The following is a 12,662-nucleotide window of genomic DNA, read 5'->3' on the forward strand; positions in this document are numbered from 1 at the left end:
GCCCCTAAGAGCGGTTTATTGCGGTGCCATGAAATCTGACACCGCCGGCGCGTGGACCCGGCTCCGACGCGCCGGCGCAGGACCGATCAGCCCCGTTTTTCGATCACGGCGTCGATCAGGCCGTAGCCCTCGGCTTCCTTGGCGGACATGAAGTAATCCCGCTCGGTGTCGGCCTGGATCTTCTCCAGGCTTTGGCCGGTGCGCTCCGCCAGGATGCGGTTGAGCTGCTCACGGGTCTTCAGGATCTCGCGGGCATGGATCTCGATGTCCGTGGCCTGTCCCTGGGCGCCGCCCAGCGGCTGGTGGATCATGATCTTGGCGTTGGGCAGCGAGAACCGCTTGCCCTTCTCGCCTGCGGCCAGCAGGAACGCGCCCATCGACGCAGCCATGCCCATGCACAGCGTGGACACCTGCGGCTTGATGAACTGCATGGTGTCGTAGATCGACATCCCTGCCGACACGCTGCCGCCCGGCGAGTTGATGTAGAGCGAGATTTCCTTGTCCGGATTCTCGCTCTCGAGGAACAGCAGCTGCGCCACCACCAGGTTGGCCACGGCGTCATTGACCGGGCCGACCAGGAAGACGATGCGCTCACGCAGCAGACGGCTGTAGATGTCATAGGCGCGCTCGCCGCGGCCCGACTGTTCGATCACGATGGGCACCATGCCCAGATTGCTAGTTTCCAGCGCGCTCATGAAATCCTCTGTTGTGGTTCGCGTCACGTCGACGATTATGTCCCGCAGCCCAAGCCCCTGCCGGCGATGTCCCGGGAGCACGGCAGCGACACCCTCGGGCCGCCAGACAACTCGGCCTGAGTCACCCGGAAGTACGGTTGTGTCACCCGGAAGTGGGGGCAGGATCGGCACTCACAAGCGGTGAGTCCCTCAGTCCCAATCAGGACGCAGAAATGACAAAGGCGCCGGCCTCTCGGCGCGGCGCCTTGGTGTGAGGCATCGAACCAGCAGCGGGGATCGAGCTCGATCCCCTCAGCGGGCGCGTTGCCGCGACACGGATCAGGCCTGAGCCATCAGCTCATCGAACGGCAGTTGCTTGTCGTTGATCTTGGCCTTGCCCAGGACGAAGTCGGTGACGTTGTTCTCGATCACGACGGCTTCGACTTCGGCCATGCGTTCGCGGTCCGACAGGTACCAACGCACGACTTCAGCCGGCTTCTCGTAGCTTTGCGAGATGTCTTCGATGTGAGCCTGGAGTTGTTCCGGCTTGGCTTGCAGGTTGTTGGCACGCACCAGCTCGGCGACGACCAGACCCAGGCGGACGCGCTTCTCAGCTTGTTCCTTGAAGAGTTCGGCGGGGATCGGCGCCTTGTCGGCATCCTTCACGCCACGCTTCTTCAGGTCTTCGCGGGCGTTGGCGACCATGCGCTCGGCTTCGCCTTCGACCAGCGCCTGGGGCACATCGAGCTCGGCCTTGGAGACCAGCGCGTCCATGGCGGCGCCCTTGTTGCGAGCCAGCACGCGGAACTTCACTTCGCGCTCGAGGTTCTTCTTGATGTCGGCGCGCAGGGCTTCGACGGTCGCTTCCTTGATGCCGAGGGCCTTGGCGAAGGCTTCGTTCACGTCAGGCAGGTGCTGGGCTTCGATCTTCTTGACCGTGACCAGGAAGTCGGCTTCCTTGCCGGCCACTTCCTTGCCGTGGTAGTCCTCGGGGAAGGCGAGCGGGAAGGTCTTGGATTCCCCGGCCTTCATGCCGCGCACGGCCTTCTCGAAGGCTTCGAGCATCTGGCCTTCGCCCAGCAGGAACTGGAATGCGTCGGCCTTGCCGCCGGCGAAGGGCTCGCCGTCGATCTTGCCTTCGAAGTCGATGGTGACGCGGTCGCCGTCGGCGGCCACATCGGCGGCAGCGCGCTGGGCGAACGAGCGACGCTGCTTGCGCAGGATCTCGACCGTCTTGTCGATGGCTTCTTCGGTCACTTCGGCGGAGATGCGATCGACTTCGGCCTCGGCCAGGTCACCCAGCTTGACTTCGGGATAGACCTCGAAGGTGGCGTCGAAAGCCAGCTGGCCTTCGGGGGCGCTGTCCTTCTGCTCGATGCGGGGCATGCCGGCGACGCGCAGCTTGGCTTCGTTGGCGGACTGGCTGAAGGCTTCGCCCAGCTTGTCGTTCACCACTTCGTATTGCACGGAAGCGCCGTAGCGCTGGGCCACGAAGGACATCGGCACCTTGCCGGGGCGGAAGCCGTCGGCCTTGACGGTGCGCGCCAGCTTCTTCAGGCGGGTCTCGACCTCGCTGTTGATGTCAGCGGCCGCCAGCGTGAGCGTGATGCGGCGTTCGAGCTTTTCGAGAGTTTCGACGGTGACAGCCATAGTGGACTCGGAAACAGTTGGAAGTGGTGCGCGGGGCCGGACTCGAACCGGCACGCCCGTGAAGGCGTCAGGACCTAAACCTGGTGCGTCTACCAATTTCGCCACCCGCGCTGGGTGAACAAGGGCTGCCTGCTGCGCTCTCGCGTTGCCTGGGCACGTGGCCTCGGTGCATCACGGGGAGAACGGCGGGCAGCCCCTTGGTAATGGGAACTAACGGGAACTGAATGGAACGGGGTACGGGCGACGTCATGAGCGGCTGCAGGACACACCTGGGCTGCTCAAGGCTCTTTCCAGGACCGCGTTCAGACGGGCCACGCCCTGCTCCCTCGATCCGGGAAACCGGCGATTGTAGCCAATGAACCGATCAGTTTCGCACCGCCCGCCGCCGGGATAAACCCACGCCCGTTGGCAGACCGCCTGAAAACCGCCGAAAGCCGCGGAAAGCCGAAAACCCGGCCACCCCACGCCGAAGCCTGCACGTGGCCTGTTTCGCCGAAGGGCTCGGTGTCACGGATCAGGCCGACCGGGGAGGCCTTTTCGGAAGTATTAGGAGGAATTCGGCGGACGTGAGTCCGACGAAGGGGGACATGGAGAAAAGGCCTCCCCGGTCGGCCTGATCGCGCGCGGGCGGGTGAAGTGGGAGGGGTTTGAGCCACTCACGGAAGTGACCATGGCCGCCACACGCCCTCCCCCCCCAGGGAGCAGCCCCCCCGGCCCGCAAAGCTCCCCATCAATGCGTCACCGGCGCGATCCCCGCATTCGGATCCCGTTCCACCCGGAACCACGCGGCGTACATGGCGGGCAGCGCCAGCAGGGTCAGCACGGTGGCCACGATCAGGCCGCCCATGATGGCGACGGCCATCGGACCCCAGAACACGCTGCGCGACAGCGGCACCATGGCCAGCACGGCGGCGGCGGCGGTGAGCGCGATCGGACGCAGCCGTCGCACGGCCGACTCGACGATGGCCTGCGCCGCGGGCACGCCCCGGCCGCGATCCTGCTCGATCTGGTCGATCAGGATGACCGAGTTGCGCTGGATCATCCCCATCAGGGCGATCACCCCCAGCATGGCCACGAAACCGAACGGGCGATTGAGGATCAGCAGTGCCGCCGACACACCCGCAATGCCCAGGAAGCCGGTCAGGAAGGCCAGCATCGCCCGGGAGAAGCTGTGCAGCTGCAGCATCAACAGGGTGAAGGTGATGAACAACATGATCGGCACGCCGGCCGCGATGGAGCCCTGGCCCTTGCTGCTCTCCTCGACCTCACCGGCGATGGAGATGGAATAACCCGGCGGCAGATCCTTCTGCAGTTCGCTGATCTTGGGCCAGACCTGGTAGGTGACCGTCGCGCCCTGCAGGCCTTCGATCACATCGCCCTGCACCGTGATCGCGAACGCACGCCCTTCGCGGTGCATCACACCCGGTTCCCAGGTCAGGCGCGGCTTGGCCACCTGCGCCAACGGCACGGAGCGGCCCGCCGCCGTTGGCACATAGGCGTTGGCCAGCTTGGTCAGCGTGTCGCGCTCGTCCACCGGCTGGCGCAGCACGATGTCGATCAGTCGATCGGCTTCCCGGTACTGGCCCACCGTGTTGCCCGACAACATGATCCGCACCGCCTGCGAAATGCCTTGGCTGGTGACCCCCAGCGCACGCGCCTTGTCCTGGTCCACGTCCAGGCGAAGCACCTTCACCGACTCGTTCCAGTTGTCGTTCACGCCCACCATGTTGGGATTGGCCCGCATCAGCAACTTGGCCTTGTCGGCCGCCTGACGCAGCAGCGTCGGATCGTCGCCGGCGATGCGGAACTGCACCGGGTACTGCACCGGCGGGCCGTTCTGCAGCAGCTTGACGCGGCCGCGCACATCGGAGAACTCGGCCGCGAGGATGGCCGGCAGCTTGCGGCGCAGGGCCTCGCGATCGTCCGGCGTCTTGGGCAACACGATGACCTGGCTGACGTTGGTGTTGGGCAGGATCTGGTCCAGTGGCAGGTAGAAGCGCGGCACGCCCGAGCCGACCCAGGTCGTCACGCTGCCCACCAGCGGCTCCTTGAGCATGCGGGCCTCGAAGCGCTTGGCGACCTCATTGCTCTGCTGGATGGTCGAGCCCTCCGGCAGCCACAGGTCAACCATGATCTCCGGCCGGCTGGAGTCGGGGAAGAACTGCTGCTGCACCTTGCCCATGCCGACCAGGCCCAGCACAAAGACCAGCACCGTCACACCGATGGTCTTCCAGCGATGTTGGACGCACCAGGCCACCGCGCGGCGGAACCGGTTGTAGAACGGGGTGTCGAACACCTCGTGGCTTTCGCCCTCATGGCCGGCACGGGTCTTCAGCAACAGCGCGCCCAGATAGGGGACGAAGTAGACCGAGACCAGCCAGGAGATCACCAGCGCCGCCGCGGTCACGGCGAAGATCGCGAAGGTGTATTCGCCCACCGCCGATTTCGCCAGACCGATCGGCAGGAAGCCGACGGCCGTGATCAGCGTGCCAGTGAGCATCGGCATCGCGGTGACTTCATAGGCATACGTCGCCGCATGCATCTTGTCGTAGCCCTCTTCGAGCTTGCGGACCATCATCTCGACCGCAATGATGGCGTCGTCCACCAGCAACCCGAGCGCGATGATCAGCGACCCGAGTGAGATCTTGTGCAGGCCGACGCCCGCATAGAGCATCACCACGAAGGTGATCGCCAGCACCAGCGGAATCGTGATGCCGACCACCAGGCCCGGCCACACGTCGATGCGCAGCGGCTTGGTGTGCAGGCCCAGGCTGATGAAGCTCACGCCCAGCACCACCACGACCGCTTCGATCAGCACATGCACGAATTCGCCGACGGAGCGCTTCACCGCCTCCGGCTGGTCCTGCACCTGGGCCAGCGTCACGCCGGCGGGCAGCGTCTTTTGCAGACGCTGCGTGGCCGTCTTGAGCGCCTTGCCCAGCACGACGATGTCGCCCCCCTTGGACATCGACACGCCCAGCGCCACCACCTGCTTGCCCTGGTAGCGGACCATGGTGCTCGGCGGGTCGACAAAGCCGCGGCGGATGGTCGCGATGTCGCCCAGGCGCAAGCTGCTGGCCACGCCGGTGGTGGTGTTGGTGGCGCGGATCGGGAAGTCGCTCAGCGACTGGACGGAGTTGAGTTGCCCCTCCACCCGGATCTGCACATTCGCGCTGCCCGCGTCCATGACGCCGGCGCTTTCGACCGCGTTCTGCGCATTCAGTTGCGAGACCACCTGGTTGAAGTCCAGGCCCAGTTCAGCCAGCCGCTTCTGCGAGACCTCGACAAAGAGTTTCTCCGCCTGCACGCCGAAGAGATCGACCTTGGCCACGTCAGGCAGGTGCAGCAGTTCCGAGCGCACCGCCTCGGCCTGCTGACGGAGTTCCTCATAGGAGAAACCGCCGTCGGTCGAGAGCGCAAAGATGGAGCCGTAGACGTCGCCGAACTCGTCGTTGAAGAACGGCCCCAGCACGCCCTGCGGCAAGGTGGCGCGCATGTCGCCGATCTTCTTGCGCACGGTGTACCAAAGCTGCGGCACGTCGGCGGCCGAGGTGTTGTCCTTGACCTGGAAGATGGTCAGCGACTCGCCGGGCTTGGTGTAGCTGCGGATCTTGTCGGCATGGGGCACTTCCTGCAGGGTGCGCTCGATCTTGTCGGTCACCTGCTCGGCCATCTGCTGGGGCGTGGCGCCCGGCCAGTAGGCCTGCACCACCATCGCACGGAAGGTGAACGGCGGATCCTCGTCCTGGCCCAGCTGGAAGTAGGCAGCGAAGCCCAGGATCATCAGCACCACCATCAGGTAGCGGGTCAGGGGGGCATGCTCCAGCGCCCAGCGCGAGAGGTTGAATCCGGCGCGGCTTGGGTTGCTCATCAGGGGCTCCCGGGCTCAGCGTTGCGATGCGGCGGACGCAGCGGGTGCGGCAGGCTGACCGCCCACCACCGGTCGCGCATCTTCCGCCGGCGCACCGGCGGGTTTGTAGCGCTTGACCTTCTGTCCCGGTGTCAGCACATGCGCGCCGGCAGTCACCACTTCCATGCCAGGCGTGAGCCCGTGCACGATCAATTCATTGCCTTCCGCGCCGGTCACCTGCACCGTGCGCGGCTGGACCGTCATCGTCTTCGGATCGAGCAGCAGCACCGAAGCACGGCCTTGCGCTTCCACCACCGCGCTGAGCGGCAGCTTGATGGCGTCGTCCGCCTGGGTACCGCTCATCACCACCGTTGCGGTCTGGCCCAGACGCACCTCACCGCCCTGGAGTTCAGCCTTCGCGAGGAAGGTGCGGGTGGCGGGGTCGGCCGAGGCGGCCAGTTCACGCAGTTGGATGGGCAGAGGCTCGGCGCGCGCATCGCTCCAGAGCTTGACCGACAGACCGCCGGGCGTGGACGCCGCGGTGCGCACCAGGGCGATCTGATCCTCCGGGACCGAGAAGACGATGTCGCGCGGACCGTCATGGGCCACCCGGACGATCGGCGTGCCGGCGGCCACCACCATGCCGGGTTCGGCATCGACGCTGGTCACCACGCCGGCCACATCCGACACCAAGGTCGCGTACTGGGCCTGGTTCCGCTGCACATCCGCCTGGGCGCGCGCCTGATCGAACTGGGCCTGGGCGGCCTTGAAGGCGGCATCCCGACGCTCCAACTCGGCGGCACTGATGAAGCCCTGGTCACGCAGTTCGATGTAGCGCTTGAAATCGGCGCCCGACTGGTCGCGATTCACCTTGGCCGCCAGCAAGGCGGCGCGCGCCGAGTCCTGTGCCAGCACGAAATCCTGGCTGTCCAGACGCGCGAGCAATTGCCCCGGCTTGACGACCGCGCCCAGATCAACCCGCCGCTCCAGCAGCTTGCCGCCGACGCGGAAAGACAACCGCGACTCGGTGCGCGCCCGCACTTCCGCCGCGTATTCGCGCTTCATGCCGGCGGACTGCGAGGTCAGCACCAGGGTGCGGACATAGCGATCAGGCTCGGGCGCCTGTTCCTGTTTGCCGCAGGCCACCAGCCACAGCGCCGGCAAGCACATCAAAACCCGGCTCCACAGCTTCACGCGCGGGGACACAAGAGACCGTTGGGGCATGAACCACCTCGACAAAGGCGCAGCGCGCAACAGGCGCGCCGCAGTAACTGACTGACCGGTCAGTAATGTATTCAGAGGGTAGAACCCTGTCAAACCAGACGGCGACAGATCACTTCGGTCTGGTGCGTCTTCGCATCAGGCTGGGGCAGAGGGCGATCCGTCGACAATGGCGCCCGTGAGCATAGAGCACTACGAAAACTTTCCTGTCGCCTCCTGGTTGAGCCCGCCCCGGTTGCGGCCCGCCATCGTGGCCATCTATCACTTCGCCCGAACGGCCGACGACCTGGCCGACGAGGGCGATGCCCCCGCCGCCCAGCGCCTGGCCGACCTGGCCGCCTACCGCGCCGACCTTCGCGCTGTCGCGCAGGGGCAAGCGCCCTCCCCGCGCTGGGAGCGCCGGGTGTTTGCGCCCTTGGGCCGGGTGATCGCCAGCGATCGGCTGCCGGTGCCGCTGCTGGAGGACCTGCTGGATGCCTTCGAGCAGGACCTGGTCAAGACCGACTACGACACCCGCACCGAGCTGCTGGACTACTGCCGCCGCTCCGCCAATCCGGTCGGTCGACTGCTGCTGCATCTCTACGGCCTCGACGACGCCACGGCACTGCGGCGTTCCGACGCCATCTGCAGCGCCTTGCAGTTGATCAACTTCTGGCAGGACTTCACCGTGGATGGTCCCCGAGGTCGGGTGTATGCGCCACGCGAGGACCGACGCCGTCATGGGGTCGAGGGACATCAGTTGTTGGCGCTGCAAGACAGCCCGGCCGCGCGCGGGTTGATCCGCGATCTGTGCGACTGGGCACGACAATTGATGGCCGAGGGCGCGCCGCTGGTGCACCAGATCCCGGGCCGTGCCGGCTGGGAGCTGCGCTTGGTGGTACAAGGCGGCCTGCGAATTCTCGACAAACTCGACGCCATGCATTTCGCCTCTCTTCAGCAACGCCCCACGCTTGGCGCCTCGGACGCGCCCGCGCTGCTGTGGCGCGCCCTGACGATGCGCCCACGGAAGACTGCGCCATGACCGCGCCCGCCGCCCCCTCCACGCCGGAACAGTATGTGCAGCAGAAGGCCGCGCAAAGCGGCTCCAGCTTCTACTACGCCTTCCTGTTCCTGCCGACACCGCGCCGCGAGGCGATCACCGCCTTCTACGCCTTCTGCCGCGAGGTGGACGATGTGGTCGACGAGGTCACCGATCCCGGCGTCGCCGCGACCAAGCTGGCCTGGTGGCGCAAGGAAGTGATGAGCGCCTTCAACGGACAGCCGCAGCATCCCGCGATGAAAGCACTGATGCCGCATGTCCAGGCCCATGACATCCGCGCCGAGCATCTGCTGGCCGTCATCGACGGCTGCCAGATGGACCTGGACCAGACCCGCTACCTGGACTTTGCCGGCCTGCAGCGCTATTGCCACCTGGTGGCGGGCGTGGTGGGCGAAGTCGCCTCGGGCATCTTCGGTCGACAGGATCCGGCCACCATCGCCTATGCCCACAAGCTGGGTCTGGCGATGCAACTGACCAACATCATCCGGGATGTGGGCGACGATGCCCGCCGCGGTCGCATCTACCTGCCGGTGAGCGAGCTGCAACAGTTCGACGTCAAGGCCCACGAGATCCTCAAACGCGAGTCCCCCTGGGGCTACAGCGATCGCTTCACGGCGCTGATGACCTTCCAGGCCGAGCGGGCCCATCGGCTGTACGACGAGGCCTTCGCGCTGCTGCCCGAGGTGGATCGCAAGGCCCAGAAGCCCGGCATCATGATGGCCAACATCTACCGCACCCTGCTGCGCGAGATCGAGGCCGAACGCTTCCAGGTGCTGCAGCAGCGCATTTCGCTGACCCCGCTGCGCAAGCTGTGGATCGCGATGAAGACCAACTGGCGCGGCCGATGAGCGCCACCGCCCCCGGCGACGCGCCGCGGCTGGCGATCGTCGGCGGCGGCTGGTCCGGCCTGGCTGCGGCGATCGAGGCGACCTCGCTTGGCGCCGCCGTCACGCTGTTCGAGATGGCACCGCAACGCGGCGGCCGCGCGAGAAGCCTCGATGGCGGCTCCGACGCGCTCGACAACGGCCAGCACATCCTGATCGGCGCCTACACCGAGACCCTGGGCCTGATGCGCCGCATCGGGCTGGCCCCGGACGCGCTGCTGCTGCGCATGCCGCTGCGTCTGCGCTACCCGGATCGCGAGACCCTGCGCCTGCCGCCGGGGCCGCCGCTGGTCGCCTTCACCCGCGGCGTGCTGGGCTGCTCGGCCTGGTCCTGGCGCGACCGACTGGGCTTCATGACCGCCAGCACACGCTGGATGCTGAACGGCTTTCGCTGCGACCCTCGCCTGACCGTGGCAGCGCTCTGCGCCTCGATGCCGCAGGCCGTGCGCGACGATCTCATCGACCCGCTGTGCGTCGCTGCACTGAACACACCCGCCGCCCAGGCCAGCGCGCAGGTCTTCCTTCGGGTGCTGAAGGATGCGCTCTTCAGCGGACCCGGCAGCGCCGATCTGCTGCTGCCGCGTCGCGGGTTGAGCGCGCTGCTGCCCGATCCCGCGAGTGACTGGCTGACCTCGCACGGCGCGCAGTTGCTCACCCAGCGGGTGCAGCAGATCACGATCGACGAGGCCACGCGCCCTCGCGGCCCCCACCGTGCGGGCGTGCAGGTTGACGGCGCCCCCTTCGATGCCGTGATCCTCGCCTGCACCTCGGTGGAAGCGGCGCGGCTGACGCGGGACCTGGCACCGGACTGGAGCGCCACCGCCGCAGCGTTCGAATTCCAGCCCATCATCACCGTCTATCTGCGGGGCGACGGCGCGCGGCTGCCGGCACCGATGGTGGCGCTGCGGGAATCGTCGACCGAGCCGGCGCAGTTCGCTTTCGACCTCGGCCAGCTGGACCAGCAGGACGGCCTGTTCAGCCTCGTCATCAGTGGGGCTGCAGACTGGGTCGCGAAGGGGCTTGAGGCTGCGGGCGCGGCAGCGCTGGCGCAGGCCACGCGCTGCTTCGACTGGCCCCAGGCGCCCCAGATCGTGCGCGTGCTGAGTGAAAAGCGGGCGACCTTCGCCTGCACGCCCGGGCTGCAACGCCCCGGCGATGTCATCGTCCCTGGCGTCTGGGCCGCTGGCGACTATCTCGACGGGCCCTACCCGGCCACGCTCGAAGGCGCCGTTCGGAGCGGCCTGAGCGCCGCCCGTTCCGCAATGCGGCACGGCTGACGCGCCATGTACCGGTGAGGGTCAAAAGCGACGTCCGCGCGTCGCTCGGGGTTTCGCCATGTAAAAACCTCGGGAAATCCTTCACAATCGTTCGCATGAAATCCAAGGAGATGCAGTCCCCCGCCATCCAGGTCCTGGAGCGCACCTTTGCGCTGCTCGATGTGCTCGCGCAGCATCAGGATCCGGTCTCGCTGAAAGTCATCAGCGAGACCACCGGCCTGCATCCCTCGACCGCCCACCGCATCCTCAACGACCTGGCGCTGGGCCGCTATGTGGATCGCCCTGAAGCGGGCAGCTATCGGCTGGGCATGCGACTGCTGGAGCTGGGCAACCTGGTCAAGGCCCGACTGGATGTCCGCGAGGCCGCGATCGGCCCGATGCGCGAGCTGCACAAGCTGACCCACCAACCGGTCAACCTGTCGGTGCGTCAGGGCGATGAGATCGTCTACATCGAGCGCACCTACAGCGAGCGCTCCGGGATGCAGGTGGTTCGCGCGGTCGGCGGCCGGGCGCCGCTGCATCTGACCTCGGTCGGCAAGCTCTTCCTGGCCAGCGACGATGCGCAGCGGGTGCGCGCCTATGCGACCCGCACCGGCCTGTCCGGCCACACCCGCAACAGCCTGACCGAGATCGGCCAGTTGGAGCGCGAAATGGCACTGGTGCGCCAGCGCGGCGTGGCGCGCGACGATGAGGAACTGGAGCTGGGCGTGCGCTGCATGGCCGCCGGCATCTATGACGACCAAGGCAAGCTGGTGGCCGGGCTGTCGATCTCGGCCCCGGCCGATCGGCTGGAGGAAGGCTGGCTGCCGCGCCTGAAGGAGACCGCGACGCGGATTTCGACCTCGCTAGGCTTCCGCGGCTGACACGCCCAGCGCGTTCGGTTCAGAAAATGCAAAAGCGGGCCGAGGCCCGCTTTGTCATTGAGCGGCCGGACCCGACGGGCCGGCACCGGACTGATTACTTGATCAGCACCGTCGCGGCGGTGGCCGTGGCGGCAGCAGCCGTCGCGGTGGCGGTTGCCGCTGGCGGCACGATCGGCGAGCTGTTGCTCATCAGCCATTTGCGCACCCGCTCGGCATCGCCGATGCGCGAGTACTTGCCGGCCGAATCCAGGAACACCATGATCAGCTTGCGACCCGCCATCTGGGCCTGCATCACCAGGCATTGACCCGCCTCGTTGATGAAGCCGGTTTTTTGCAGGCCGATGTCCCAGTCCGCCTTCTTCACCAGGCCGTTGGTGGTGCCGAAGCGCACCAGGCGACGACCCAGTGCCACCGTGTATTCGGTGGAGGTGGACAACTCACGGATGAGCGGGAATTGATGCGCCGTCTTCACCAGCATGGCCAGGTCCTTGGCGCTGGACTGGTTGCGGCTGGACAGGCCGGTGGGCTCGACATAGTGAGTGTCGACCATGCCCAGCGCATGCGCCTTGAGGTTCATCGCGCCCACAAACGCTTCCAGACCGCCCGGATAGTTGCGGCCCAACGCATGGGCGGCCCGGTTCTCCGAGGACATCAACGCCAGATGCAGCAGTTCGCCGCGGGTCAGCGTGGTGCCGACGGCCAGACGGGAACCGGTGAACTTCTCGGTGTCCTTGTCTTCGTCAGAGATGGTGATCTTTTCGTCCAGCGACTGGTTGGCCTCGACCACCAGCAGCGCCGTCATCAGCTTGGTGATGGAGGCGATCGGCAGCACCGCCTGGGGATTCTTCGAGAACAGAACCTCGTTGGTGTCCTGGTCCAGCACCAGCGCGACGCTGGACTTGAGGTCGAGCGGGTCTTCGGTGTCGTGCAGGCCGTACATCTGACCGAAGGACGGCTTGGCCGGCACGATCTCCCGCACCGCGGCCCGAGCGGCCACCTTGCGCGGCGAGCGCGGGGCCGGTTTGGCCTTGCGCACCGAGGTAGCTTTGGCCTTGGCTTTGGCCGATGCGGCGGTCGCTGCCTGCGCCGAGTGGGTCGGAAGCAGGCTGACGGTCAGCCCGGCCAGGAGCATGGCACCGCTCAGAGCGGCACCTGACAGCAATGTCGCAATGGTCTTCAATCCGGTCCCCAAATATGGGCGCGA

Annotated in this window: 9 protein-coding genes and 1 tRNA gene; 4 read left to right on the top strand and 6 right to left on the bottom strand. The window is 66.7% G+C overall.

Going from position 1 to position 12,662, the window contains the following annotated elements; all coding sequences use genetic code 11:
- Positions 1-86: 86 nt before the first annotated feature.
- From clpP to N4261_RS19080, 5 genes are all read right to left on the bottom strand, one after another.
- Positions 87-695, bottom strand: coding sequence for an ATP-dependent Clp endopeptidase proteolytic subunit ClpP (clpP, locus tag N4261_RS19060; RefSeq protein WP_290428831.1), 609 nt, complete (start codon positions 693-695; stop codon positions 87-89).
- Positions 696-1,013: 318 nt separating this feature from the next.
- Positions 1,014-2,324, bottom strand: coding sequence for a trigger factor (tig, locus tag N4261_RS19065; RefSeq protein ID WP_261756844.1), 1,311 nt, complete (start codon positions 2,322-2,324; stop codon positions 1,014-1,016).
- 24 nt (positions 2,325-2,348) lie between these two features.
- Positions 2,349-2,435: transfer RNA gene (locus tag N4261_RS19070), tRNA-Leu, on the bottom strand.
- A gap of 619 nt (positions 2,436-3,054) precedes the next feature.
- On the bottom strand, positions 3,055-6,195 hold the full coding sequence (locus tag N4261_RS19075) for an efflux RND transporter permease subunit (RefSeq protein ID WP_261756845.1): 3,141 nt from the start codon (positions 6,193-6,195) through the stop codon (positions 3,055-3,057).
- A 15-nt stretch (positions 6,196-6,210) separates the two neighbouring features.
- Positions 6,211-7,398, bottom strand: a complete 1,188-nt coding sequence (locus tag N4261_RS19080) for an efflux RND transporter periplasmic adaptor subunit (RefSeq protein ID WP_261756846.1) — start codon at positions 7,396-7,398, stop codon at positions 6,211-6,213.
- Positions 7,399-7,564: 166 nt separating this feature from the next.
- Here N4261_RS19080 and hpnC point away from each other — a divergent pair, with 166 nt between their 5' ends.
- The 4 genes from hpnC (at position 7,565) to N4261_RS19100 (ending at position 11,458) form a co-directional block, all read left to right on the top strand.
- A complete protein-coding gene (gene hpnC / locus N4261_RS19085) occupies positions 7,565-8,416 on the top strand; it encodes a squalene synthase HpnC (protein WP_261756848.1) in 852 nt (283 codons plus the stop codon).
- Entirely contained in the window at positions 8,413-9,282 is an 870-nt protein-coding gene (gene hpnD / locus N4261_RS19090; protein ID WP_261756849.1) for a presqualene diphosphate synthase HpnD, read from the top strand. Before hpnC ends, hpnD begins: the two co-directional genes overlap by 4 nt.
- The gene (gene hpnE, locus N4261_RS19095) at positions 9,279-10,595 is read left to right on the top strand and encodes a hydroxysqualene dehydroxylase HpnE (protein ID WP_261756850.1); all 1,317 of its coding nucleotides are present in this window, start codon (positions 9,279-9,281) and stop codon (positions 10,593-10,595) included. Before hpnD ends, hpnE begins: the two co-directional genes overlap by 4 nt.
- 95 nt (positions 10,596-10,690) lie before the next feature.
- A complete protein-coding gene (locus N4261_RS19100; protein ID WP_261756851.1) occupies positions 10,691-11,458 on the top strand; it encodes an IclR family transcriptional regulator in 768 nt (255 codons plus the stop codon).
- A gap of 94 nt (positions 11,459-11,552) precedes the next feature.
- On the opposite strand, the gene pbpG is transcribed toward N4261_RS19100, so the two are convergent.
- A complete protein-coding gene (gene pbpG / locus N4261_RS19105; RefSeq protein WP_435531953.1) occupies positions 11,553-12,638 on the bottom strand; it encodes a D-alanyl-D-alanine endopeptidase in 1,086 nt (361 codons plus the stop codon).
- Positions 12,639-12,662: the final 24 nt, after the last annotated feature.

Source organism: Roseateles amylovorans (assembly GCF_025398155.2).
In the GTDB taxonomy this organism is placed as follows: Bacteria; Pseudomonadota; Gammaproteobacteria; order Burkholderiales; family Burkholderiaceae_C; genus Roseateles; species Roseateles amylovorans.

What these genes read in the sequence shown, in the direction of transcription:
- clpP (WP_290428831.1), bottom strand. Translation starts at nt 695, where the DNA reads ATGAGCGCGCTGGAAACTAGCAATCTGGGCATGGTGCCCATCGTGATC.
- N4261_RS19080 (WP_261756846.1), bottom strand. Translation starts at nt 7,398, where the DNA reads ATGCCCCAACGGTCTCTTGTGTCCCCGCGCGTGAAGCTGTGGAGCCGG.
- N4261_RS19075 (WP_261756845.1), bottom strand. Translation starts at nt 6,195, where the DNA reads ATGAGCAACCCAAGCCGCGCCGGATTCAACCTCTCGCGCTGGGCGCTG.
- hpnC (WP_261756848.1), top strand. Translation starts at nt 7,565, where the DNA reads ATGGCGCCCGTGAGCATAGAGCACTACGAAAACTTTCCTGTCGCCTCC.
- tig (WP_261756844.1), bottom strand. Translation starts at nt 2,324, where the DNA reads ATGGCTGTCACCGTCGAAACTCTCGAAAAGCTCGAACGCCGCATCACG.
- hpnE (WP_261756850.1), top strand. Translation starts at nt 9,279, where the DNA reads ATGAGCGCCACCGCCCCCGGCGACGCGCCGCGGCTGGCGATCGTCGGC.
- N4261_RS19100 (WP_261756851.1), top strand. Translation starts at nt 10,691, where the DNA reads ATGAAATCCAAGGAGATGCAGTCCCCCGCCATCCAGGTCCTGGAGCGC.
- hpnD (WP_261756849.1), top strand. Translation starts at nt 8,413, where the DNA reads ATGACCGCGCCCGCCGCCCCCTCCACGCCGGAACAGTATGTGCAGCAG.